Source organism: Halomonas shengliensis, assembly GCF_900104135.1.
GTDB classification, from domain to species: Bacteria; Pseudomonadota; Gammaproteobacteria; order Pseudomonadales; family Halomonadaceae; genus Halomonas; species Halomonas shengliensis.
In genome coordinates, this window is sequence record NZ_FNIV01000004.1 from 260160 (window position 1) to 282945 (window position 22786).

The 22786-nt window shown below is 70.7% G+C and carries 20 protein-coding genes; 15 read left to right on the plus strand and 5 right to left on the minus strand.

The genetic code is table 11. The features are described 5' to 3' along the window. The first annotated feature begins 48 nt into the window (after positions 1-48). A complete protein-coding gene (leuA, locus tag BLP95_RS08095; protein ID WP_089678079.1) occupies positions 49-1755 on the plus strand; it encodes a 2-isopropylmalate synthase in 1707 nt (568 codons plus the stop codon). Between the two features lie 127 nt (positions 1756-1882). Here leuA and epmB read toward each other — a convergent pair whose 3' ends face one another. Next, positions 1883-2968, minus strand: coding sequence for an EF-P beta-lysylation protein EpmB (gene epmB / locus BLP95_RS08100; protein ID WP_089678081.1), 1086 nt, complete (start codon positions 2966-2968; stop codon positions 1883-1885). Between the two features lie 119 nt (positions 2969-3087). On the opposite strand from epmB, the gene efp reads away from it, so the two are divergent. Both efp and epmA read left to right on the plus strand, forming a co-directional pair. Continuing rightward, a complete protein-coding gene (gene efp, locus BLP95_RS08105) occupies positions 3088-3654 on the plus strand; it encodes an elongation factor P (protein ID WP_023005599.1) in 567 nt (188 codons plus the stop codon). A gap of 193 nt (positions 3655-3847) precedes the next feature. Next, positions 3848-4834, plus strand: a complete 987-nt coding sequence (gene epmA, locus BLP95_RS08110; protein WP_089678083.1) for an EF-P lysine aminoacylase EpmA — start codon at positions 3848-3850, stop codon at positions 4832-4834. A gap of 19 nt (positions 4835-4853) precedes the next feature. Here the strand turns inward: epmA and asd are convergent, their stop codons facing one another. From asd to rsgA, 3 genes are all read right to left on the minus strand, one after another. Then, a complete protein-coding gene (gene asd / locus BLP95_RS08115) occupies positions 4854-5696 on the minus strand; it encodes an archaetidylserine decarboxylase (protein WP_089678085.1) in 843 nt (280 codons plus the stop codon). Between the two features lie 39 nt (positions 5697-5735). Continuing rightward, positions 5736-6566, minus strand: coding sequence for a sulfurtransferase (locus tag BLP95_RS08120; RefSeq protein WP_089678087.1), 831 nt, complete (start codon positions 6564-6566; stop codon positions 5736-5738). Between the two features lie 66 nt (positions 6567-6632). After that, complete coding sequence (rsgA, locus tag BLP95_RS08125) at positions 6633-7661, minus strand: small ribosomal subunit biogenesis GTPase RsgA (protein WP_089678089.1); 1029 nt, start codon at positions 7659-7661, stop codon at positions 6633-6635. Between the two features lie 95 nt (positions 7662-7756). On the opposite strand from rsgA, the gene orn reads away from it, so the two are divergent. Next, entirely contained in the window at positions 7757-8362 is a 606-nt protein-coding gene (gene orn, locus BLP95_RS08130) for an oligoribonuclease (protein WP_089678091.1), read from the plus strand. Between the two features lie 226 nt (positions 8363-8588). Here the strand turns inward: orn and queG are convergent, their stop codons facing one another. Next, on the minus strand, positions 8589-9692 hold the full coding sequence (gene queG, locus BLP95_RS08135; protein ID WP_089678093.1) for a tRNA epoxyqueuosine(34) reductase QueG: 1104 nt from the start codon (positions 9690-9692) through the stop codon (positions 8589-8591). A 137-nt stretch (positions 9693-9829) separates the two neighbouring features. Between queG and BLP95_RS08140 the strand changes: the two genes are divergently transcribed. From BLP95_RS08140 to BLP95_RS08190, 11 genes are all read left to right on the plus strand, one after another. After that, positions 9830-11362, plus strand: a complete 1533-nt coding sequence (locus tag BLP95_RS08140) for an NAD(P)H-hydrate dehydratase (RefSeq protein WP_089678095.1) — start codon at positions 9830-9832, stop codon at positions 11360-11362. Then, positions 11343-11849, plus strand: coding sequence for a tRNA (adenosine(37)-N6)-threonylcarbamoyltransferase complex ATPase subunit type 1 TsaE (gene tsaE, locus BLP95_RS08145; RefSeq protein WP_023005607.1), 507 nt, complete (start codon positions 11343-11345; stop codon positions 11847-11849). Before BLP95_RS08140 ends, tsaE begins: the two co-directional genes overlap by 20 nt. Continuing rightward, positions 11846-13288: an N-acetylmuramoyl-L-alanine amidase gene (locus tag BLP95_RS08150; protein WP_089678098.1), complete on the plus strand. Its 1443-nt coding sequence runs from the start codon at positions 11846-11848 to the stop codon at positions 13286-13288. Before tsaE ends, BLP95_RS08150 begins: the two co-directional genes overlap by 4 nt. 23 nt (positions 13289-13311) lie before the next feature. After that, entirely contained in the window at positions 13312-15249 is a 1938-nt protein-coding gene (gene mutL, locus BLP95_RS08155) for a DNA mismatch repair endonuclease MutL (protein WP_023005609.1), read from the plus strand. 4 nt (positions 15250-15253) lie between these two features. Further along, positions 15254-16192: a tRNA (adenosine(37)-N6)-dimethylallyltransferase MiaA gene (gene miaA, locus BLP95_RS08160; RefSeq protein ID WP_089678100.1), complete on the plus strand. Its 939-nt coding sequence runs from the start codon at positions 15254-15256 to the stop codon at positions 16190-16192. Between the two features lie 98 nt (positions 16193-16290). Continuing rightward, the gene (hfq, locus tag BLP95_RS08165) at positions 16291-16539 is read left to right on the plus strand and encodes an RNA chaperone Hfq (protein ID WP_023005611.1); all 249 of its coding nucleotides are present in this window, start codon (positions 16291-16293) and stop codon (positions 16537-16539) included. Between the two features lie 8 nt (positions 16540-16547). Beyond that, on the plus strand, positions 16548-17879 hold the full coding sequence (gene hflX, locus BLP95_RS08170; RefSeq protein ID WP_089678102.1) for a ribosome rescue GTPase HflX: 1332 nt from the start codon (positions 16548-16550) through the stop codon (positions 17877-17879). An 87-nt stretch (positions 17880-17966) separates the two neighbouring features. Then, a complete protein-coding gene (gene hflK, locus BLP95_RS08175; protein WP_089678104.1) occupies positions 17967-19190 on the plus strand; it encodes an FtsH protease activity modulator HflK in 1224 nt (407 codons plus the stop codon). Further along, positions 19191-20075, plus strand: coding sequence for a protease modulator HflC (gene hflC / locus BLP95_RS08180; RefSeq protein ID WP_089678106.1), 885 nt, complete (start codon positions 19191-19193; stop codon positions 20073-20075). Positions 20076-20238: 163 nt separating this feature from the next. After that, positions 20239-21414, plus strand: coding sequence for an ATP phosphoribosyltransferase regulatory subunit (locus tag BLP95_RS08185; RefSeq protein ID WP_089678107.1), 1176 nt, complete (start codon positions 20239-20241; stop codon positions 21412-21414). A gap of 61 nt (positions 21415-21475) precedes the next feature. Beyond that, positions 21476-22771 (plus strand): adenylosuccinate synthase, encoded by a 1296-nt coding sequence (locus BLP95_RS08190; RefSeq protein ID WP_089678112.1) that lies wholly within the window; start codon positions 21476-21478, stop codon positions 22769-22771. Positions 22772-22786 lie beyond the last annotated feature (15 nt).

Here is a 22786-nt window from a genome sequence, read left to right on the forward strand (position 1 = left end):
CCGAACGCCAGCCCGCCTGACGCCCCGACTCCAGAGGAGAACGCCGCCATGATGCTCGACAATCCCGCCGCCAAGTATCGCCCCTTCGTCGCCGTGGACCTGCCCGACCGCCAGTGGCCCAATCGCCGCATCGAGCAGCCGCCGATCTGGACTAGCGTCGACCTGCGCGACGGCAACCAGTCGCTGATCGACCCGATGGACCAGGAGCGCAAGCAGCGCCTCTTCGATCTGCTGGTGAAGATCGGCTTCAAGGAGATCGAGGTGGGCTTCCCCTCCGCCTCCCAGACCGACTACGACTTCGTGCGCTCGCTGATCGAGAACGACAAGATCCCGGACGACGTCACCATCCAGGTGCTGACCCAGGCCCGTGATCACCTGATCGACCGCACCTTCGAGGCGCTCCAGGGGGTGAAGAGCGCCATCGTGCACGTCTACAACGCCACCGACCCGATGTTCCGCCGGGTGGTGTTCGGGGTCGACAAGCCCGAGTGCATCCAGATCGCCGTGGAGGCCACCGCGCGCATCCGCCAGCGCATGGAGGAGGCGCCGCAGACGAACTGGACCTTCCAGTACTCACCGGAGCTCTTCACCACCACCGAGATGGAGTTCGCCAAGGAGATCGTCGAGGCGGTGATGGATACCTTCGGTGCCAGCACCGAGAAGAAAATGATCGTCAACCTGCCGGCCACGGTGGAGGTCGCCACCCCCAACAACTACGCCGACCAGATCGAGTGGTTCTGTCGCCATGTCAAGGACCGCGACGCCCTGATCGTCAGCGTGCATCCCCACAACGACCGCGGCACCGGCGTGGCCGCCGCCGAGATGACCCTGATGGCCGGCGCCGATCGTGTCGAGGGCACCCTGTTCGGCAACGGCGAGCGCACCGGCAACGTGGACCTCGTCACCCTGGCGATGAACATGTACACCCAGGGCGTGCATCCGGGGCTCGACTTCTCCAACATCACGCCGGTCATGCGCGAGGTGGAGTACTGCAACCAGCTGCCGGTGCACCCGCGCCACCCCTACGTGGGTGACCTGGTGTTCACCGCCTTCTCCGGCTCCCACCAGGACGCCATCAAGAAGGGCATGGCCGAGCGTCGCGCCCACCCGGAGGCCGTCTGGGACGTGCCCTACCTGCCCATCGACCCGCTCGACGTGGGCCGCAGCTACGAGGCGGTGATCCGCGTCAACAGCCAGTCCGGCAAGGGCGGGGTCTCCTACCTGCTCGAGCAGGAGCACGGCATCGAGCTGCCGCGCCGCCTCTCCATCGAGTTCAGCCAGGTGGTGCAGGAGGTGGCCGACCGCACGGGCAAGGAGATCACCTCGCAGATGATCTACCAGGCCTTCGCCGACGAGTACCTCGAGCAGACCTCGCCCTTCGGCCTGGTCAGCCACCGCCTCTCCTCGGAGCCCGACAGCCCCACCGTGACCCTGGAGGCGACCATCGAGGAGCGCGGCGAGCGGCGTACCCTCAGCGGCCAGGGCAACGGCCCGCTGGCGGCCTTCATCAAGGCGCTGGCCGCCGCCGGCCATGACGTGGAGATCATCGACTACCACGAGCACTCCCGTGGCCAGGGCTCGGATGCCGAGGCGATCGCCTACGTGGAGGTGCGCATCGACGGCGAGGCGGTGTTCGGCGTGGGCAGCGACGAGAGCATCACCAGCGCCTCCATGAAGGCGGTGATGAGCGCCATCAACCGCAAACTCTCCACCCAGGCGCCGGCGGCCAATGTGACTGCCGCGTCACTGGCTTAACGCCGTTTCTGTAGGAGGGCAGCTCTGCTGCGCGACTGGCGCCGCAGGCGCCATGGCGGTGTTGACCAGGCTGAGCGGGTCGCCGCCGGGGAGGCCTTAGGCCTCCATCGCCCAATAAATTGGCCTCCTACAGCGGCGTCTTGCTCCCTTCGCCGGGGATCTCCCTGACCAGCCGCGGCATCAGGAAGCCCGGCAGCTCCTCCCTGAGGCCCGCGACCAGCTCGCGGGCCTCATCGTCGGGGACGTCGAAGTGGGCCGCGCCCGCCACCGGGTCGAGCACGTGGAGGTAGTAGGGCAGCACGCCGGCGTCGAAGAGCCGCTCTGAGAGCGCAGCCAGGGCCGCCACCGAGGCGTTGACCCCGCGCAGCAGCACGCTCTGGTTGAGGAGTGTCACGCCCGCCGCCTTGAGCCGCGCGCAGGCGGCGATCACGGCGTCGTCGATCTCCTGTTCGTGGTTGATATGCAGCACCACCACCTTCTGCAGGCGGGTGGCGGAGAGCCAGGCGAGCAGGGCGTCGTCGACCCGGTCGGGGATCACCACCGGCAGCCGGGTATGGATCCGCAGCCGTTTCAGGTGGGGAATCTCACCCAGGCGCTCCACCAGCCAGCTCAGCCGGCGGTCGCTGGCGGCCAGCGGGTCGCCGCCGGAGAGGATCGCTTCGCGGATGGTGGCATCACCGCGCAGCGTCTCGAGACTCGCCTCCCACTGGGCCGTGGAGGGGGAGTTCTCGGCATAGGGGAAGTGGCGCCGGAAGCAGTAGCGGCAGTTGACCGCACAGGTCGGGCTCGCGATCAGCAGCACCCGACCGGCGTACTTGTGGATCAGCCCCTTCGCCGGCGTATGCGCGGCCTCCTCCAGCGGGTCGGCGACATAGCCCGGTACGGGCCGGGCCTCCGCGTTCAGCGGCAGCACTTGGCGCAGCAGGGGATCGTCGGGGTCCCCCGGGCGCATGCGCGAGAGGAAGGCCTCGGGCACGCGCACCTCGAACAGCGCATGACCCGCCTCGGCCCCGGGCAGCCAGCGCTCGTTCAGCCCCAGGCGGCGGCATAGTTCGCGCGGGTCGCGGATGGCGCCGGCCAGCTGGGCCTGCCAGGCGGGCGGCGTAGGGCTCCATCCTCTACCTGTCCCTGGCGCCTCTCGCTGCGAGCCGTTCTGGCGGCTTTCTTCGCTTTCGTCTTGACGCTGCAAAGGGATGGGGCTTCGGGTTATCATGCGGCACACCAGTCGATACGGGCGAGGCGGTCGCCAGGACGCACCGCCTCGTCGAGAGTCGTTTCCCAGCGCGCCGCCGGGGTCACCGGGGGCGCGCTCGAATATACGAGTGAGTGAAGATGGCGAGCTATTCTACCAACGAATTCAAGGGCGGTCTGAAGGTGATGCTCGACGGCGATCCCTGCGCGATCGTCGAGAACGAGTTCGTCAAGCCCGGCAAGGGCCAGGCGTTCAACCGCGTCAAGCTGCGCAACCTGATGACCGGCCGGGTCTGGGAGCGCACCTTCAAGTCCGGTGAGAGCCTGGAAGGGGCCGACGTCCTCGACCTGGACATGGAGTACCTCTATAACGACGGCGAGATGTGGTACTTCATGAAGACCGACGGCTCCTTCGAGCAGTACCCGGTGGAGAAGAAGGCCCTGGGCGACACCGAGAAGTGGCTCAAGGAGCAGGTGGTCTACACCGTCACCCTGTGGAACGACAACGCCATCAGCGTGACCCCGCCCAACTTCATCGAGCTCGAGGTCACTGAGACCGATCCCGGCCTCAAGGGCGACACCGCCCAGGGCGGCTCCAAGCCGGCGACCCTCTCCTCCGGCGCCGTGGTCCGCGTGCCGCTGTTCATCAACGAGGGCGAGGTGCTCAAGGTGGATACGCGGTCCGGCGAGTACGTCTCCCGCGCCTGATTGCATTTAGCTACGCGCTGAAAGCGGCGCCGGGGACAGGTCGAAGCGGAGGTCCTATGCCAGGGATGGCATCGGTAGCGCCCAGGGATGGGTTTACAGCGCCTCCGCGTAGGCCTGTCGCCGGATAAGCCGCGGATCTGCCCTATTAAGGCCACGCTTCGGCGTGGCCTTGGCGATTCTGGAGACCCTGAAGATGATCGATGACTGGCGCCCCACGGCGACCATCGCGACCCTGCGCGAGCGGGCGCGACTGCTGGGCGAGGTGCGCGCCTTCTTCGCCGAGCGGGACGTGCTGGAGGTGGAGACCCCGGTGCTGGGCCACGGCGGCAGTACCGACCTGCACCTGGCCTCGCTCTCGGTGGAGGCGACCACGCCGGCCGGCCGTGAACGGCTGTGGCTGCAGACCTCGCCGGAGTTCGCCATGAAGCGCCTGCTGGCGGCGGGTAGCGGGCCGATCTTCCAGCTGGCGCGCTGCTTCCGTGATGGCGAGGTGGGGCGGCGCCACAACCTCGAGTTCACCATGCTGGAGTGGTATCGCCCGGGCATGAGGCTCGAGGCGCTGATCGAGGAGACGGCGGCGCTGGTGCACCGGGTGCTGGACCGAAAGCCGGGGGAGGCGCCGGGAGCGCTGCGGCGTCGCCGCTATCGTGACCTGTTCCGGGAGGCGCTGGCCATCGACCCCTTCGGCGTGCCTCTCGACACGCTGCGCCGTCTGGCGGCGAAGCAGGGCGGCCTGGCCATGGACGACGCCCCCCGCGACGACTGCCTCGACCTGCTGATGAGCCTGGTGATCGAGCCGCAGCTGGGCCGCGAGGGCATCGACGTGGTGGTGGACTATCCGGCGAGCCAGGCGGCGCTGGCGCGGCGCCACCGCGACCCGGAGGATGGCGAGTGGGTCGCCTCACGCTTCGAGCTCTACCTGGCGGGGCTGGAGCTCGCCAACGGCTACGACGAGCTCACCGATGCCGCCGAGCAGGCGGCGCGTTTTGATGAGGACAACGCCGCCCGGCGGGCGGCGGAGCTTGTCGAGGTGGAGGTGGACGCCCGCCTGCTGGCAGCACTCGAGCATGGCATGCCGGCGGGCAGCGGCGTGGCACTGGGCATCGACCGGTTGATCCAGTTGGCGCTGGGCCACGAGAGCGTGGCGGAGGTGATGGCCTTCGCCACCCCGCGCTGCTAGGGCCGGGACAGCGCGGGGACTATTTCGCCAGTTCCCCCAGCGACTGCCCCATCTGCACCTTGTCGCCGGCCTCGATACCGTCGGCGAAGGACAGCGGCTCGGCGAAGGCCATCACCACGGTGGAGCCGAGCTTGAAGCGGCCCATTTCCTGACCCTTCTCGAGCCGCACCGGGGTGTCGAAGCGCAGGCGCTGCACCTCGCCCCGGGGCAGCGGGGTGATCTGCCCCGCCCATACCGTCTCGATGGCGGCGACGATCATCGCCCCCACCAGCACCAGCGCCATGGGCCCGTGTTCGGTGTCGAAGTGGCACACCAGCCGCTCGTTGCGGGCGAACAGGTTAGGGACATGCGCGGTGGTGGCGGCATTGACCGAGAACAGCCGCCCCGGCACATAGACCATCTCGGTCAGGGTACCGGCAAAGGGCATGTGCACCCGGTGGTAGTCGCTGGGAGAGAGGTAGACGGTGGCGAAGCTGCCGCCGAGGAAGTGACGGGCGGCGTCGCCGTCGCCCCCCAGCAGCTCCATGGCCGAGAAGCGGTGCCCCTTGGCCTGCAGCAGCTGGCCGGCCTCGATGGCGCCGAACTGCGAGAGCCGCCCGTCCGCGGGGCTCACCACCCCCTCACCGATGGGGCGCGCGTCCGTCTTGAGGGCGCGGGTGAAGAAGTCGTTGAAGGTGGCGTAGGCGGTCGGGTCCGGCTCGGCGGCCTCCGCCATGTCGACCCCGAAGCGGCGGATGAAGGCGCGCACCAGGGCGTTGCGCAGCGCGGGCTGGCGACACTCGGCGAGCCGCCCCACCAGCCGCGACAGCAGGTGGTGGGGCAGGGGGTACTGGATCAGGGAAAACAGCTTGGCGAGGGACAAGGCACGAGGTCTCTGAGGGGAATCGGGGGTAATGGCGGCTTACTTCTCGATCGGGGTATCGTCGCGGTTGCCCCACTCCTTCCAGGAGCCGGCGTAGCCGCGGATCCTCTCGAAGCCGAGCGCCCGGCCCACCAGCCAGGTAAAGCCGCTGCGATGGTGGCTCTGGCAGTGGGTCACCACCTCCATGTCCGGGGTCAGGCCCAGGGCCTCAAGCTCGGTGATCAGTTCGGCGTAGTCACGGATGCGCAGGCCACGCTCGCGGTCCATGGCCTCGGTCCACTCCAGGTTCACCGCGCCCGGCACATGGCCGAGGCGGCGGTTGTCGCCCTTCTCGCCGCGGTACTCGGCCGGGGAGCGGGCGTCCCACACCGCGAAGCCCTTCTCGCCCAGGCGCTCGGCCAGCTCGACACGGTCGATCAGCACCTCGGGGTGGAGGAGCTCCGCCCGGTAGTCGCTGGGGGTGGGCCGGCTGGGCTCGCTTGTCACCGGCTGACCCACCTGGCGCCAGGCATGGATGCCGCCGTTGAGGTAGGAGTAGCGGGTATGGCCGATCAACTCCAGGGTCCACAGCAGGCGACCCGCCCAGCCGCCGCCCTCGTCGTCGTAGGCGACCACATGGGTGTCGCGGGTCAGGCCCAGCTCGCTGAACAGCGCCGAGAGCTGCTCGACGCTGGGCTCGAGGCAGGGCACCTCGCCCTCGCCGCGCATCAGCCGCGCCTTGTCCAGGAACACCGCGCCGGGCACATGACCCTCGGCGTAGCTCTCGGCCTTGAGGGGCACGTCGACGATCAGCAGCGACGGTTCGTCGAGGTGCTCGGCGAGCTGTTCCGGCTCGACGATCAGCGGCAGCAGGTTGGCTTCGGAACTCATGGGGCTCTCCTTGCTTGTTCTGGATCGGGCGTGTTCTGGATCGGGCTTGTCAGAGCTTGGCCTGGCTTATGCCAGCGAGTCGAGGATACGCCGGTAGCTGGCGAAGCGCTCGGGGTGGATCTCGTCGCGTTCCACCGCCTCGAGCAGGGCGCAGCCGGGCTCGTGACGGTGGCGACAGTCGCGGAAGCGGCAGTGGCCGAGGTGGGGGCGAAACTCGATGAACCCCTCGGTGACTTGCCGCTCGTCCAGGTGGGTCAGGCCGAACTCGCGGATCCCGGGGGAGTCGATCAGCTCGGCGCCCTCGGCCTCCGGCAGGCGGTAGAGCCGTGCGGTGGTGGTGGTGTGGGTGCCCTTGCGCGACTCCTTGGACAGCGCACCGATGCGAAGTTCCTCGTCGGGGAGCAGGCGGTCGATCAGCGAGGACTTGCCCACGCCGCTCTGCCCCACGAACACCGAGGTGCGTCCGGCCAGGCGCGCCAGCAGCGCCGAGAGGCCATCCTCGCGCTCGGTGGTGGTGGCCACCACCGGGTAGCCCAGCGCGGCGTAGCGCTTCAGCAGCAGCCTCAGCTCGCCGCCCCCCTCGGGCAGCAGGTCGACCTTGTTGAGCACCAGCACCGGCGGGATGCCGGTGGCCTCGGCGGCTACCAGGTAGCGGTCGATCAGGTTGGGGTGGGGCTCGGGCTCCACGGCGAAGACGATCAGCAGCTGGTCGATGTTGGCGGCCACCGGCTTGAGCTGGCCGCGGGCGTCGGGACGCTCCAGCACGCTTTCGCGCTCGCCCCGGGCCACCACCACGCCCTCCACGGTGCGCCCCTCGACATCCTCGCGGCCGCGCCATACCACCCGGTCGCCGGTCACCAGGCCCTCGAGGTTGGCACGCAGGTGGCAGCGCACGGCGCCGCCGTCGTCATCCGGGCGCACCTCCAGGGTGCGGCCGAAGTGGGCGACCACCCGTCCCGTCCGCTCGGGGCCATATTCGCCGGCGGCCAGCTTCTCGCTATCCTGCTCGTCCTTCCGCGCGGCGCGCTCGGCACGCTCGGCCTGGATCTTCTCGACGCGCCAGCGCTGCTGGCGGCTCAGCTTGCGTTTGCTCATGGGCCCCTGAAGCTCGGTACAATGTCGGCATTGTACTCATCCATGACACCGGCTGTCGCGACGTTGCGCGCCGGCCCCGCAGGAGACGATTCCCCATGAGCGCGACCACCCCCGCCAAGGACGACACGCCCGATCCCCGCCAGCAGCGCCTGGTGTGGATCGACCTGGAGATGACCGGGCTGGACCCGGAGAAGGAGCGCATCATCGAGGTGGCCACCCTGGTCACCGACGCCGAGCTCAACGTCGTCGCCGAGGGGCCGGTGATCGCCGTGCGCCAGCCCGACGCCCTGCTCGACGCCATGGACGCCTGGTGCACCAGGACCCACGGCGAGTCGGGGCTGACCGCCCGGGTCAAGGCGAGCGATGTCGACACCGCCGAGGCGGAGCGGCGTACCCTCGCGTTCCTGCGCGAGCATGTGGCGCCCGGCAGCTCCCCCATGTGCGGCAACAGCGTGCACCAGGATCGCCGCTTCCTGGAGCGCGAGATGCCGGCGCTGCTGGCCTTCTTCCACTACCGCAACCTGGACGTCTCGACCCTCAAGGAGCTGGCCAAGCGCTGGAACCCTGGCGCCATGGCCGGCTTCCAGAAGCGCAACGTGCACCTGGCCATGGACGACATCAAGGAGTCCATCGCCGAGCTGGCCCACTACCGTGAGACCTTCCTGCGCCTGCCGGGAGCGCAGAGCGACGAGGAGGAGTAGGCCTGGTTGGGACAAGCGCGGCCTTTCCCGGCGGCGGGTCCGATCGGGGGCGCTGTGAACCCATCCATGGGCGCTACCTCGGCCCTGCGGCGCTCTCGCGTCCCGCTCCGCTTGCAGGCCCTGTGCTGGCCATCCCTGGCCAGCCCGTTCGGAGCAGTGCTCCTCACCCCTGGTCCTCGGACCCCCTCCGGACCAGCCCCCGGCGCCGCTCGCTACCGGGGTCTTCTCAAGCGCTAGTGATGATGTTCTGGCGCTTCTCCCGCTGCCTGTCCAGCGCCCAGCGCACATGCTCGCGCACCAGCTCGGAGGGGTAGGCCAGCCGCGCGCGCAGCGCGGCCTCCACCGCCTCGCTCCAAGGGGCGTTGCCGAGCCCCACGGCGAGGTTGCGCAGCCAGCGCTCGTAGCCGATGCGGCGGATCGGGCTGCCGGCGGTCTTCTCCAGGAACTCCTCCTCGCCCCAGGCGAACAGCGCCAGCAGGCTCGCCCGGTCCAGGGCGTGTCGCGGGGTGAAGTCCGCCTCGCCGGTGGGCGAGGCGAAGCGGGTGAAGGGGCAGACCAGCTGGCAGTCGTCACAGCCGAACACCCTGTTGCCCATCGCTTCGCGGTAGCGTTCGGGAATCGCCCCGTGCAGCTCGATGGTGAGGTAGGAGATGCAGGCCCGGGCATCCACCACCCGGTCCGCGACGATGGCGTCGGTGGGGCAGGCCGTACGGCAGGCGCTGCAGCTGCCGCAGTGCTCCCCCTCGAAGGGCGGGTCCACCGGCAGCGGCAGGTCGGTGTAGAGCTCGCCCAGGAAGAACCAGGAGCCGGCCCTGGGGTGGAGCAGCATGGCGTTCTTGCCGACCCAGCCGAGCCCCGCCTTGCGCGCCAGGGCCCGCTCCATCACCGGCGCCGAGTCGACGAAGGCGCGGTAGCCGAAGGGGCCCACCTCGGCCTCCAGGCGCTTGGCCAGGGCCGCCAGGCGCTTGCGCATCAGCTTGTGGTAGTCGCGGCCGGTGGCGTAGCGCGAGACGAAGGCGGTCTGGGGCCTCGCCAGGGTCTCGAGGGTCTCCACCTCCGCGGGCAGGTAGTCCAGGCGCACGCTGATCACCCGGATCGTGCCCGGCACCAGCTCCTGCGGCCGGGTGCGCTTGCTGCCGTGCTTGGCCATGAAGCCCATCTCGCCGTGATGGCCCGCCGCCAGCCAGCGCGCCAGGCGTGCCTCGTCCTCGGCCAGGTCGACGTCGGTGATGCCCAGCTGCTGGAAACCGAGCTCGTGGGCCCAGCCGCGCAGGCGCTCGGCCAGGGCATGCGGATCGGGGGCGTCGTCGAGGGCGGACGGGGAGGACATGATCGCGGAAACACCGTGCAGGGGGCCGGCGCCACTTGGCGACGGCCGCGGAGGCTTTACACTGTTCGATAAATGCCTTGCCTGCATTCCTATCGAACCCTCGCCATGGTAAAGCATCGCGACCCGGGAGACACCGCATGGCCGACGCCACCCGCACTGCCGAACCGCTTCACCCGCTCTACCGCGCCGAACAGGTGCGTGAGCTCGACCGCCGTACCATCGAGAAAGGGGTGGCGGGCTTCGCCCTGATGCAGCGCGCCAGTGCCGCCGCCTGGCAGGCGCTGCGCGCGCGCTGGCCAGAGGCGCGCTCGCTCACGGTGCTGTGCGGGGCCGGCAACAACGGTGGCGACGGCCATGTGCTCGCCGCCCTGGCCGCCGCCGAGGGGCTCGCCGTGCAGCGTATCCTGCTCAAGGAGATCGAGGCGCTCTCGGGCGACGCCCGTCGCGCCGCCGACATGGCCACCGCGGCCGGCGTCGGCGCCGTGCCCTGGACGACCAGCATGGCCTTGGAGGGGGACGTGCTGGTGGACGCCCTGCTGGGCACCGGGCTCTCCGGCGAGGTGCGCGGCGCCTTCCGCGAGGCGATCGCTGCGATAAACGCAAGCGACAGGCCCGTACTGGCCATCGACATCCCCTCGGGCCTGCATGCCGACACCGGTGCGGTGCTGGGCGAGGCGGTCAGGGCGAGTGCCACCGTGACCTTCATCGGCGACAAGCTGGGGCTCCACACCGGCGCCGCCGGCGACCATGTGGGCGAGCCTCTCTTCCGCGCCCTCGGCGTGGACGCGGCGGCCGAGGCCGACCTGGTCCCGGCGGCCGAGCGGCTGGAGGTGGGCCTGATCGAGGCCTGGCTGGCGCCGCGTGCCCGCACCGCCCACAAGGGCGACTGCGGCCATGTGCTGATCCTGGGCGGGGCGCCCGGCTTCGGCGGGGCGGCGCTGCTCGCCGCCGAGGCCTGCGCCCGGCTGGGGGCCGGCAAGGTGAGCCTGGCCACCGCGCCCGAGCATGTCACGGCGAGCCTGGTGCGCCGCCCGGAGGTGATGGTCCATGGCGTGCGCGGTGCCGCCGACCTCGGCGCGCTGCCCGACCAGGCCGACGTCCTGGCGGTGGGGCCGGGCCTGGGGCAGGGCAGCTGGGGGCAGGGGGTGCTGCAGGCGGCGCTCGCGGCGGGCAAGCCCCTGGTGGTGGATGCCGATGGCCTCAACCTGCTGGCATCACGCTTCGCGGGCCCCGCCCGCGACGACTGGATCCTGACCCCGCACCCCGGTGAGGCGGCCCGTCTGCTGGGGTGCAGTGCGGCCGAGGTGGAGGCGGACCGTCCCGCGGCGGCACTCGCGCTGCGCGATCGCTACGGTGGCGTGGTGATCCTCAAGGGCGCCGGCAGCCTGGTGGCGGGGCCTTCGGGGCTCGCCGTCTGTGCCTGTGGCAACCCGGGCATGGCCAGCGGTGGCATGGGCGATGCGCTGACCGGCATGGTCGCGGCGCTGCTCGCCCAGGGGCTCCCTGCCGAGCGGGCGGCACGCCTCGGCGTGCTGGTGCACGCCCGCGCCGCCGACCTGGCCGCCGCGGCGGGCGGGGAGCGTGGTCTGCTGGCCGGCGATCTGGCATCCTATGCGCGAATTCTGGTCAACCCGACGGCGGGCGAGGGCGATGCGGTTGCGACTCGATGATGAAGCCTCCCAGGTGGCCCTGGGCGAGTGCCTGGGGCGTGCCCTGGGCGGACGCGGGCGGGTCCACCTGGAAGGCGAGCTGGGGGCCGGCAAGACCACCCTGACGCGCGGCGTGCTGCGCGCCTATGGTCACCGTGGTGCGGTGAAGAGCCCCACCTACACCCTGGTGGAGCCCTACACCCTGGATGGCGTACGCATCTACCACTTCGACCTCTATCGCCTGGGCGACCCCGAGGAGCTGGAGTTCATCGGCGGCCGGGACCTGCTCGGCGATGACGCCCTGAGCCTGATCGAGTGGCCCGGCCGCGGCGAGGGGTGGCTGCCGCCCCCCGACCTGTGCGTCTCGCTGCGCGTGCTCGGCACCGGGCGCGAGGCTCGGCTCGAGGCCGTGAGCGACCATGGCCGCGCGGCGCTGGCACGCCTCGCCGAGGAGCCGCGCCTGGTGACCTGGCGAGCCAGGGATGGCGAAGGCGAGGCTGGGGCATGAGGCGAGTGGCCGCACGACTGCTGGGCGGGCTGCTGCTGGCGCTGGTCTCCCTGGGCGCCGCGGCGGGGGAGGTCGAGAACCTGCGCCTGTGGGCGGCCCCCGATCACGCCCGCCTGGTGTTCGACCTCGCCACGCCGACCCGCGCCGAGGTCTTCTCCCTCGACAACCCCCGGCGCCTGGTGATCGACCTCGACGACAGCCGCATGAAGGCCGATGTCGAGGGGCTCGACCTCACCGGCAGCGCCATCGGCCGCATCCGCACCGGGGTCCGTGACGGCAACGGGCTGCGCGTGGTGCTGGAGCTCGAGCGCGAGGTCGAGCCGCGTCACTTCACCCTGCAGCCCAACGACCAGTACGGCCATCGCCTGGTGGTGGACCTGGAGTACCCCGGGGAGAGCGCGGTGGAGGATCCCATCGACCCCATCGAGGCGATGATCCGCGAGCAGGAGATCGCCGCCAAGCGGGCCCAGGCCCAGGCCGACCTCGGTGGTTCCGTGGTGGCGCCCGAGCCCGAGAGCGCGGTGCAGCGTGCCCAGCCCCACCCCAGGCGTGACATCATCATCGCCATCGACGCCGGCCACGGCGGCGAGGACCCGGGTGCCATCGGCCCCTCGGGGACCCGCGAGAAGGACGTGGTGCTGGGCATCGCCAAGCGCCTGCAGGAGCGGGTCAACGGCACCGAGGGGTTCCGCGCGGTGATGATCCGCGACAGCGACTACTATGTCGGCCTGCGCCAACGCACCCGCATCGCCCGGGAGCAGAAGGCGGACTTCTTCGTCTCCATCCATGCCGACGCCTTCACCAGCTCGCGGCCCAATGGCAGCTCGGTCTATGCGCTCTCCCAGCGCGGCGCCACCTCCGAGACCGCCCAGTGGCTGGCCGAGAGCGAGAACCGCGCCGACCTGATCGGCGGGGTGGACGGCAGCCTGTCGCTCAGGGACAAGGACGAGGTGCTGCGCGGGGTGCTGCTGGACCTGACCATGACCGCCACCCTCAACGACTCCCTGGCCATCGGCGGGCAGGTGCTCGACCGCCTGGGCGGCGTCAACCGCCTGCACAAGTCGCGGGTCGAGCAGGCCGGCTTCGTGGTGCTTAAGTCCCCCGATATCCCCTCGCTGCTGGTGGAGACCGGCTTCATCTCCAACCCCGACGAGGAGCGCCGACTGCGCGACCCCGGCCACCAGCAGGGGCTGGCCCGGGCGATCTTCGCCGGCATCGAGGCGCACTTCCGCACCAACCCGCCGCCGGCCAGCCTGCTGGCCTGGCAGCGCGACCACGGGCGCAGCACCGCGGGCAACGAGTACCGCATCCAGCCCGGCGACACCCTCTCGGAGATCGCCGCCCGTCACGATGTCCCGGTGCGCCGCCTCAAGCAGGCCAACGAGCTCAACGGTGACGTCATCCGGGTGGGGCAGGTGCTGCGCATCCCCCGTTCCTGAACGTCCATCCTGCGTGGAGTGATATGTCACAACAGCGTCGTATCCGGGTCCTGGACCCGCGTCTCGCCAACCAGATCGCCGCCGGCGAGGTGGTGGAGCGCCCCGCCTCGGTGGTCAAGGAGCTGGTGGAGAACGCCATCGATGCCGGCGGCTCGCGCATCGAGGTGGAGCTGGAGGCGGGCGGCGCACGGCTGATCCGGGTGCGCGACGACGGCGGTGGCATCGGCGAGGAGGACCTGCCGCTGGCCCTGTCGCGCCACGCCACCAGCAAGATCGTCTCGCTGGAGGAGCTGGAGGGGGTGGCGAGCCTCGGCTTTCGTGGCGAGGCGCTCGCCTCGATCAGCTCGGTGTCGCGCCTGGAGCTGACCTCCAACGTCGACAAGGACCCCACCGCCGGCTGGCGGGTGGTGGCCGAGGGGCGCCAGATGGCGCCGCGGGTCAGCCCGGCACCGCACCCCCGGGGGACCTCGGTGACGGTGCGCGACCTGTTCTTCAATACCCCGGCGCGGCGCAAGTTCCTGCGCACCGAGAAGACCGAGTTCGGTCACGTGGAGGAGGCCTTCCGCCGCCAGGCGCTCTCCCGCTATGACATCGGCTGGACCCTGCGCCATAACCAGAAGACCATCCACCAGCTGCGCGCGGGGGTCGACCCCGCCAGCCGCGAGCGGCGCATCGCCGCGCTGCTGGGCAAGGCCTTCCTCGAGCATGCCCTGCACCTGGACATCGAGGCCTCGGGCCTGCGCCTGTGGGGCTGGGTCGGCCTGCCCACCCACTCCCGGGCCCAGGCCGACCAGCAGTACTTCTTCGTCAATGGCCGGGTGGTGCGCGACCGCCTGGTGGCCCACGCCGTGCGCCAGGCCTACCGCGATGTGCTCTTCCACGGCCGCCACCCGGTATTCGTCCTCTACCTGGAGGTCGACCCCGCGGTGGTGGACGTCAACGTCCACCCCACCAAGCACGAGGTGCGCTTCCGCGACGGCCGCCTGGTCCACGACTTCCTCTTCTCCAGCCTGCACCGGGCGCTGGGCGAGGCCCGCGCCGGGCAGGCCGGCGCCGCCGCCGAGGAGGAGGGGCCCGAGGAGGGCGAGTCGGCATCTGCCGAGGCCCCCGCGGGCGTCGCCGAGGCCGCCGGGCGCTGGCAGCAGCAGCCCATGGCGCTGCCGGGGCGCGACGAGGGGAGCAAGGTGACCCCGGACCGGGTGCGGGCCTTCATGGAGGGGTATCGCAGCCTGCACCCGGAGCACGAGGAGAGCCTGCTCACCCCCCAGCCCGCGGCGCCCGGGGCCGGCGGGGCCGCCGCCGGCCTGGCGCTCGCCGAGCGCCAGGCGACGCAGGCCCGGCGCCGCGAGTCGCTGCCCGAGGCGGACGACACTCGGGCGCCACCGCTGGGCTACGCCATCGCCCAGCTGCACGGGGTCTATATCCTCGCCCAGAGCGAGCGCGGCCTGATCCTGGTGGACATGCACGCCGCCCACGAGCGTATCGTCTACGAGCGCATGAAGACCCAGGTGCACGGCGGACGGCTCCAGGCCCAGCCGCTGCTGGTGCCGGTGTCGCTGGCCGCCAGCCCCGCCGAGGTCGCCACCGCCGAGGCGGAGCACGAGGCCTTCGCCCGCCTGGGGGTGGAACTCGACGTCGCCGGCCCCGAGACGCTGCTGGTGCGCCAGGTGCCGGCGCTTTTGAGTGATGCCGACGTCGAGCCGCTGGTGCGCGAGATGCTCGCCGACCTCGAGCGCTACGGCCGCTCCGACCGCCTCGAGGCGCATATCAACGAGCTGCTCTCCACCATGGCCTGCCACGGCAGCGTGCGCGCCAACCGCCGCCTGACCGTGGAGGAGATGAACGCCCTGCTGCGCGACATGGAGCGCACCGAGCGCAGCGGCCAGTGCAACCACGGCCGACCGACCTGGACCGAGATGAGCATGAGGGAGCTGGACCGCCTCTTCATGAGAGGGCAGTAGACCCATGCCCGATACGCGCCCCCCCGCCATCCTGCTGATGGGCCCCACCGCCGCCGGCAAGACCGACCTGGCCATCGCGCTCCATGAACGCCTGGGGGTCGAGCTGATCAGCGTCGACTCCGCCATGGTCTACCGCGGCATGGACATCGGCAGCGCCAAGCCCTCCGCCGAGGAGCTGGCCCGGGCGCCGCACCGGCTGATCGACATCCGCGACCCCGCCGAGCCCTACTCGGCGGCCGACTTCCGCGAGGACGCCCTGCGCGAGATGCGCGAGATCAGCGCCGCCGGGCGGGTGCCGCTGCTGGTGGGCGGCACCATGATGTACCTGAAGCAGCTGCTCCACGGGGTCGCCAACCTGCCGAGCGCCGACCCGGTGGTGCGCGCCGGGCTCGAGGCCGAGCTCGAATCCCGTGGCCTGGCCGCCCTGCACGCCGAGCTCGGGCGCGTCGATCCCGCCTCTGCGGCGCGCATCCACCCCAACGACCCCCAGCGGCTGCTGCGGGCGCTGGAGGTGTTTCGCCTCAGCGGTCGCCCACTCAGCGAGCTATGGGCCGAGCAGCGCCCGGAAACCTTTCCCTGGCGCACGCTGTCGATAGGGCTCGCGCCGGCCGATCGGGCCGTGCTGCACGAGCGCATCGCCGCGCGCTTCCGGGCCATGCTCGCCCAGGGCCTGGTCGAGGAGGTCGCGGCGCTCAGGGCCCGCGGCGATCTCGACGCCTCGCTGCCCGCGATGAAGAGCGTGGGCTACCGTCAGGTGTGGGAGTACCTTGACGGCGAGGTCGACCGGGCCGGGCTCGAGCGGCGCGGCATCGTCGCCACCCGGCAGCTGGCCAAGCGCCAGCTGACCTGGATGCGCGGCTGGGAGGCGCTGCACTGGGTCGACCCCCTGGTCGGCGATCCCCTGGCCGAGGTGCTGAAATTGGTGCGCCAATTCGGCACTTAGCGTAAGATACGGTGTTCGGCAGGCCGCTGGCCGGGCCCCGCGACGGGCCCCAGAATCCCAACAACCCAACCCCCAGAGACAATTCCAGGGAGAGCAACATGTCCAAAGGGCAGTCCCTTCAAGATCCGTACCTGAACATCCTGCGCAAGGAGCGCATCCCGGTATCGATCTTCCTGGTGAACGGCATCAAGCTGCAGGGCCAGATCGAGTCGTTCGACCAGTTCGTGATCCTGCTGCGCAACACCGTCAGCCAGATGGTCTACAAGCACGCCATCTCCACCGTGGTGCCGTCGCGCAACGTGCGTCTGCCGGCCCAGGACCCTGCCGCCGCGCAGGAAGGCCAGTGAGGTAGTGATTGTTTTTTGAACGTCCCGACGCCGGAGAGACGGCGGTACTCGTCCATGTCGACTTCCAGGACGAGCAGGAGCGCGAGGATCCGGGCGAGTTCCTGGAACTGGTGCGCTCCGCGGGGGCCGAGCCGGCCACCCTGCTGACCGGCAGCCGCCACCGGCCGGACCCGCGCACCTTCGTGGGCTCCGGCAAGGTGGAGGAGCTGCGTGAGGCGCTGGCGGTGCATGGCGCCGAGCTGGTCATCTTCAACCATGCCCTGAGCCCCTCCCAGGAGCGCAACCTCGAGCGCACGCTCAAGTGTCGCGTGCTCGACCGTACCGGCCTGATCCTCGACATCTTCGCCCAGCGGGCGCGGACCCACGAGGGCAAGCTGCAGGTGGAGCTCGCTCAGCTGGAGTACATGTCGACCCGCCTGGTGCGCGGCTGGACCCACCTGGAGCGCCAGAAGGGCGGCATCGGCCTGCGCGGTCCCGGCGAGACCCAGCTCGAGACCGACCGCCGCCTGCTGCGCGGGCGCATCAAGGCGATCCACCGTCGCCTCGACAAGGTACGCGGCCAGCGCGAGCAGAACCGCCGCTCCCGCGCCCGGGCCGAGATCCCCAGCGTCTCGCTGGTGGGTTACACCAACGCCGGCAAGTCAACGCTGTTCAACGCCCTGACCGCATCCAGGGTCTATGCGGCCGACCAGCTCTTCGCTACCCTCGACCCGACGCTGCGGCGCCTGGAGATCGAGGACGTGGGGCCGGTGGTGATGGCCGACACCGTGGGCTTCATCCGCCACCTGCCGCACAAGCTGGTGGAGGCCTTCCAGGCCACCCTGCAGGAGGCCGCCGAGGCCACCCTGCTGGTGCATGTCATCGACGCCGCCGACCCCGACCGCGACCTCAACGTGGAGCAGGTGGAGACGGTGCTCGACGAGATCGGCGCCCTGGAGGTGCCGACGCTCAAGGTGATGAACAAGATCGACCTCCTCGACAGCGCCCCGCGCATCGAGCGCGACGGCGAGGGGCGACCCGAGGTGGTCTGGCTCTCGGCCCGCGAGGGGCGGGGGCTGGAGCTGCTCGAGCAGGCCTTGGCCGAGCGCCTGGCCGAGGATGTCATCGATTTCCCGCTGACCCTGGCCCCCGAGCAGGGCCGGCTGCGCGCCGCCCTGCACGAGCTCGGCGCCGTGCGCGAGGAGCGCTTCGACGACGACGGCCGGATCCGCCTGCAGGTGCGTCTGCCGCGCCGCGACTTCCTGCAGCTGATGGCGCGACTGGGCGAGCGTGCCGAGGATTACCTGCCCGCGGCGCTGCAGGCGCGCGAGGCCTGGGAAGAGGCCTCCGGCCCGGGCTAGCGGGGCAGTAACGGGACACACAGGATCGCAACCGAGGCCCGGGCCGCCAGGCGTGGCCGGGGCAGCAACGCAGAGTGGAGAGGACCTATGGCCTGGAATGAGCCTGGTGGTGGTGGCAACCAGCACGACCCCTGGAGCGGGGGCGGTGGCCGCCGCGGAGGCGGTGGCAGCGGTGGCGGCGGCAACCAGCCGCCGGACCTGGACGAGGCCCTGAAGAAGTTTCAGGACAAGCTCAACGGCATGCTCGGTGGCCGCGGCGGCAAGAAGGGCGGCGGCGGTGGCGGCAACAAGGGCGGCGGCAAGCCCCGCAACGCCTTCACCCTGCCGGGCCTGCTGATCGTGGTGGCGCTGGCCATCTGGGCCGCCTCGGGCTTCTACCTGGTCGACCAGTCCGAGCGCGGCGTGGTGCTGCGCTTCGGCAAGTTCCAGGAGGTGGTCAGCCCGGGCCTGCAGTGGAACCCGCCGCTGATCGATGACGTGCGCATGGTCAACGTCACCCGGGTGCGCTCGCTGACCCAGACCCAGTCGATGCTGACCCGCGACGAGAACATCGTCGAGGTCGAGATCTCGGCCCAGTACCAGGTCGCACAGCCGCGCGACTTCGTGCTCAACGTGCGCAACCCGCAGCTCTCCATCGAGAACGCCCTGGACAGCGCCCTGCGCCACGTGGTCGGCGGCACCGACATGATCGACATCCTGACCTCGGGGCGTGAGATCCTCGGCAGCTCCGTGGCCAGCCGCCTGCAGTCCTACCTAGACAGCTACGGCACCGGCATCCGGCTGCAGACCATCAACATCGAGTCCACCTCGGCGCCGGCGCCGGTCATCGACGCCTTCGACGACGTGATCCGCGCCCGCGAGGATCGCCAGCGCACCATCAACCAGGGCATGGCCTACGCCAACGCCATCATTCCCGAGGCCCAGGGCCAGGCGCAGCGCATCGTCGAGCAGGGCCAGGGCTACCGCGAGTCGGTGGTCGCCGAGGCGCGCGGTCAAACCAACCGCTTCAACTCGCTGCTCGGCGAGTACCAGGACTCCCCGGAGGTCATGCGCCAGCGCCTCTACCTCGACGCCATCGCCGAGGTGTTCGGCAAGACGCCGAAGGTGCTGGTCGACGTGGCCGAGGATGCGCCGCTGATGTACCTGCCCCTCGACCAGATGGGCGGCGGCAGCGGCTCCCCCCGGCAGCAGGGCGAACAGGGCGAGCTCGACCCGCGGGTGCTCGAGCGCCTGCGCAGCAGCAGCGAGGGCGGCAGCGCCTCCTCGAGCAACAGCAGCAACACCGGTGGTATCCGCAGGGAGGGCCGCTAAATGATCAACAATCGTTCCCTGCTCATCGTCGGCGGCCTGGCCGCCGTGGCCTGGCTGGCCAGCAACAGCCTCTACGTGGTCGACGAGACCGAGCGCGCCGTCAAGCTGCGCTTCGGCGAGATCATCGAGGAGAACATCCAGCCCGGCCTGCACGTGAAGGTGCCGATCACCCAGACGGTGCGCAAGTTCGACACCCGGGTGCTGACCCTGGACACCGATCCCAGCCGCTACCTGACCCTGGAGCAGAAGGCGGTGATCGTCGACTCCTACGTCAAGTGGCAGGTGGTCAACCCGACCAAGTACTACGAGGCCACCTCCGGCGACGAGATGATGGCGGTGCGCCTGATCCAGCCGCGGGTCGACGAGAGCCTGCGTAACGAGTTCGGTCGCCTCAACCTGCAGCAGATCATCGCCGAGCGTCGCGACGACCTGATGACCGGGCCCACCGAGGACCTCGACGCGCTGCTGCGCGACGAGCTCGGGGTGGCGATCCTCGACGTGCGGGTCAAGCGCATCGACCTGCCCGACGACGTCTCCTCGGCGGTCTACGAGCGCATGCGCTCCGAGCGTGAGCGCGAGGCCCGCGAGTGGCGTGCCCAGGGCCAGGAGGAGGCCGAGCGCATCCGTGCCAACGCCGACCGTCGCCGCCAGGTGCTGCTGGCCCAGGCCAACGAGCGCGCCGAGACCCTGCGCGGTGAGGGCGACGCCGAGGCGGCCGCGCTCTATGACCAGGCCTACTCCCAGGATCCCGAGTTCTTCGCCTTCTGGCGCAGCCTCCAGGCGTACCGGGACAGCTTCGAGGGCGACCGCGACATGCTGGTGCTCGACCCCTCCAGCGACTTCTTCCGCTACCTGAAGAGCGCCATGCCCTCCGGCGAGGAGTGATGGCCAGACGCGCCGGGGTTCATCCCCGGCGCAAACGTGGTAGACTCCTGCAACCGGGCGTGGCCCGGTTTTTTTGTGGCCGCCCCCCGCCGCGGCGCGCGCCCGAACTCTCGGCCGGAGCGTCCGTTTCCTGGCCATTTCACTGCCTTGCAGGAAGATTCACATGACCATCGCTGACCGCTGGCTGCTGCCCGACGGCATGGACGAGGTACTGCCGCCCCAGGCGAGCCGCATGGAGGAGCTGCGCCGCGCGCTGCTCGACCTCTATCATCGCTGGGGCTACGACCAGGTGATGCCCCCCACCGCGGAGTTCCTCGACTCCCTGCTCACCGGCACCGGCTCGGACCTGGCGCTGCAGACCGTCAAGCTCACCGACCAGCTCACCGGTCGCATGATGGGCATCAGCGCCGACGTTACCCCCCAGGTGGCGCGCATGGACGCCCACTCCCTCAAGCGCCAGGGCCCGGTGCGGCTGTGCTACTGCACCAATGTGCTGCGCGCCACCCCGGACCAGCATCAGGGCGGACGCAGCCCGGTGCAGGTGGGGGTCGAGCTGTTCGGCCACGCCGGCCTCGAGGCCGACCTGGAGATCCTCAACCTGGCGCTGGCCTCGCTGACCGTCGCCGGCGCCGAGGAGCTCCACCTGGCGCTGGGCCACATCGGTATCTACCGCAGCCTGGTGGAGGCCGCCGGGCTCGACGCCGACGCCGAGCGTGCGATGTTCGAGGCCCTCGAACTGAAGTCGCCGGGCGAGCTCGCGGCGCGGGTCGCCGAGAGCGTGGCGGATCCGACGCTGGCCGAGATGTTCATGGCGCTGGGACGCCTGCACGGCGGCGTGGAGGTGCTCGACGAGGCCCGCGAGGCCTTCGCCGAGGCACCCGCCCCGGTGGCCGCGGCGCTGGAGCAGCTGCGCGCCCTGCTGCGTGGCGTGCTGGCCGCCCACCCCGAGGTGGCCCTCTACCTCGACCTGGGGGAGCTGCGCGGCTACGCCTACCACACCGGCATGATGTTCGCCGTCCATGTGCCCGGCTATGGCCAGGCGCTGGCCAAGGGCGGGCGCTATGATGACACCGGGCGCGCCTTCGGCCGCGCCCGCCCGGCCACCGGCTTCTCCATGGACCTCAAGCAGCTGGCCACGCTGTCGCCGGCCGAGCCGCCCCGCGACGGCATCTGGGCGCCGGCGGAGGGCGAGGGGCTGGCGGAGGCCGTGGTGGCGCTGCGCGCCGAGGGCGAGCGCGTGGTGCAGGCGCTGCCCGGGCAGCGCACCGGCCCCATGGAGCACCGCTGCGACCGTGAGCTGGTGCAGGCCGCTGGCCGCTGGCAGGCCGTGACACTGTAGACTGGGTTACCACCTTGGCGCGACGGCCCGCCGCCGCGCGGCAACGAGAGACGAGAGAGCAATGGGCAAGAACGTAGTCGTACTGGGCACCCAGTGGGGTGACGAGGGCAAGGGCAAGGTCGTCGACCTGCTCACCGAATCCGCCGACGCGGTGGTGCGCTTCCAGGGCGGTCACAACGCCGGCCACACCCTGGTGATCGACGGCGAGAAGACCGTCCTCCACCTGATCCCCTCCGGCATCCTCCGCCAGGACAAGATGTGCGTCATCGGCAACGGCGTGGTGCTGTCCCCCGAGGCGCTGATCAAGGAGATTCGCGAGCTGGAGGCCAAGGGCGTGCCGGTACGCGAGCGCCTGCGCCTGTCGCCGGCGTGTCCGCTGATCCTGCCCTACCATGTGCGCCTCGACCAGGCCCGCGAGAAGGCTCGCGGCGTGGCCAAGATCGGCACCACCGGGCGCGGCATCGGCCCGGCCTACGAGGACAAGGTGGCGCGTCGTGGCCTGCGCCTGGGCGACATGCTGCATCGCGAGCGCTTCGCCTCCAAGCTCGGCGAGGTGCTGGACTACCACAACTTCGTGCTGGTCAACTACCACGGCGAGGCGCCGGTGGACTTCCAGGAGGTCCTCGACGGCGCCATGCAGATGGCCGAGGAGCTGCGCCCCATGGTGGCCGACACCGTGAGCCTGGTGCACGGCGTGCGCCGCAACGGCGAAAACATCCTCTTCGAGGGCGCCCAGGGCTCGCTGCTGGACATCGACCACGGCACCTACCCCTATGTCACCAGCTCCAACACCACCGCCGGCGGCACCGCCACCGGCTCCGGTGTGGGGCCGCTCTACCTCGACTACGTGCTGGGCATCACCAAGGCCTACACCACCCGGGTCGGCTCCGGTCCCTTCCCCACCGAGCTGTTCGATGACCATGGTCGCCACCTGGCCGAGAAGGGCCACGAGTTCGGTGCCACCACCGGGCGGCCACGCCGCTGTGGCTGGTTCGACGCCGTGGCCCTGCGTCACGCGGTGCAGATCAACTCGGTCTCCGGCCTCTGCCTGACCAAGCTCGACGTGCTCGACGGCCTGGAGAACATTCGCGTCTGCGTCGGCTACCGCAGCAAGGATGGCGAGGTGCTCGACACCCCGGTGGACTCCGAGGGCTACGAGGCCATCGAGCCGGTCTACGAGGACCTGCCGGGCTGGAGCGAATCCACCCTGGGGGTGCGTCGGGTCGAGGACCTGCCGGCCAACGCACGCGCCTACATCAGCTTCCTGGAGGAGAGGGTGGGGACCTCCATCGACATCATCTCCACCGGCCCCGACCGCAACGAGACCATCGTGCTGCGCAACCCCTTCGAGGGCTGAGCGCTGTCTCCACCG

Bases quoted from the DNA above. Each gene is read 5' to 3' on its own strand.
- leuA (WP_089678079.1), top strand. From the start codon at position 49: ATGATGCTCGACAATCCCGCCGCCAAGTATCGCCCCTTCGTCGCCGTG.
- epmB (WP_089678081.1), bottom strand. From the start codon at position 2,968: ATGATAACCCGAAGCCCCATCCCTTTGCAGCGTCAAGACGAAAGCGAA.
- efp (WP_023005599.1), top strand. From the start codon at position 3,088: ATGGCGAGCTATTCTACCAACGAATTCAAGGGCGGTCTGAAGGTGATG.
- epmA (WP_089678083.1), top strand. From the start codon at position 3,848: ATGATCGATGACTGGCGCCCCACGGCGACCATCGCGACCCTGCGCGAG.
- BLP95_RS08120 (WP_089678087.1), bottom strand. From the start codon at position 6,566: ATGAGTTCCGAAGCCAACCTGCTGCCGCTGATCGTCGAGCCGGAACAG.
- rsgA (WP_089678089.1), bottom strand. From the start codon at position 7,661: ATGAGCAAACGCAAGCTGAGCCGCCAGCAGCGCTGGCGCGTCGAGAAG.
- orn (WP_089678091.1), top strand. From the start codon at position 7,757: ATGAGCGCGACCACCCCCGCCAAGGACGACACGCCCGATCCCCGCCAG.
- queG (WP_089678093.1), bottom strand. From the start codon at position 9,692: ATGTCCTCCCCGTCCGCCCTCGACGACGCCCCCGATCCGCATGCCCTG.
- BLP95_RS08140 (WP_089678095.1), top strand. From the start codon at position 9,830: ATGGCCGACGCCACCCGCACTGCCGAACCGCTTCACCCGCTCTACCGC.
- tsaE (WP_023005607.1), top strand. From the start codon at position 11,343: ATGCGGTTGCGACTCGATGATGAAGCCTCCCAGGTGGCCCTGGGCGAG.
- BLP95_RS08150 (WP_089678098.1), top strand. From the start codon at position 11,846: ATGAGGCGAGTGGCCGCACGACTGCTGGGCGGGCTGCTGCTGGCGCTG.
- mutL (WP_023005609.1), top strand. From the start codon at position 13,312: ATGTCACAACAGCGTCGTATCCGGGTCCTGGACCCGCGTCTCGCCAAC.
- miaA (WP_089678100.1), top strand. From the start codon at position 15,254: ATGCCCGATACGCGCCCCCCCGCCATCCTGCTGATGGGCCCCACCGCC.
- hfq (WP_023005611.1), top strand. From the start codon at position 16,291: ATGTCCAAAGGGCAGTCCCTTCAAGATCCGTACCTGAACATCCTGCGC.
- hflK (WP_089678104.1), top strand. From the start codon at position 17,967: ATGGCCTGGAATGAGCCTGGTGGTGGTGGCAACCAGCACGACCCCTGG.
- hflC (WP_089678106.1), top strand. From the start codon at position 19,191: ATGATCAACAATCGTTCCCTGCTCATCGTCGGCGGCCTGGCCGCCGTG.
- BLP95_RS08185 (WP_089678107.1), top strand. From the start codon at position 20,239: ATGACCATCGCTGACCGCTGGCTGCTGCCCGACGGCATGGACGAGGTA.
- BLP95_RS08190 (WP_089678112.1), top strand. From the start codon at position 21,476: ATGGGCAAGAACGTAGTCGTACTGGGCACCCAGTGGGGTGACGAGGGC.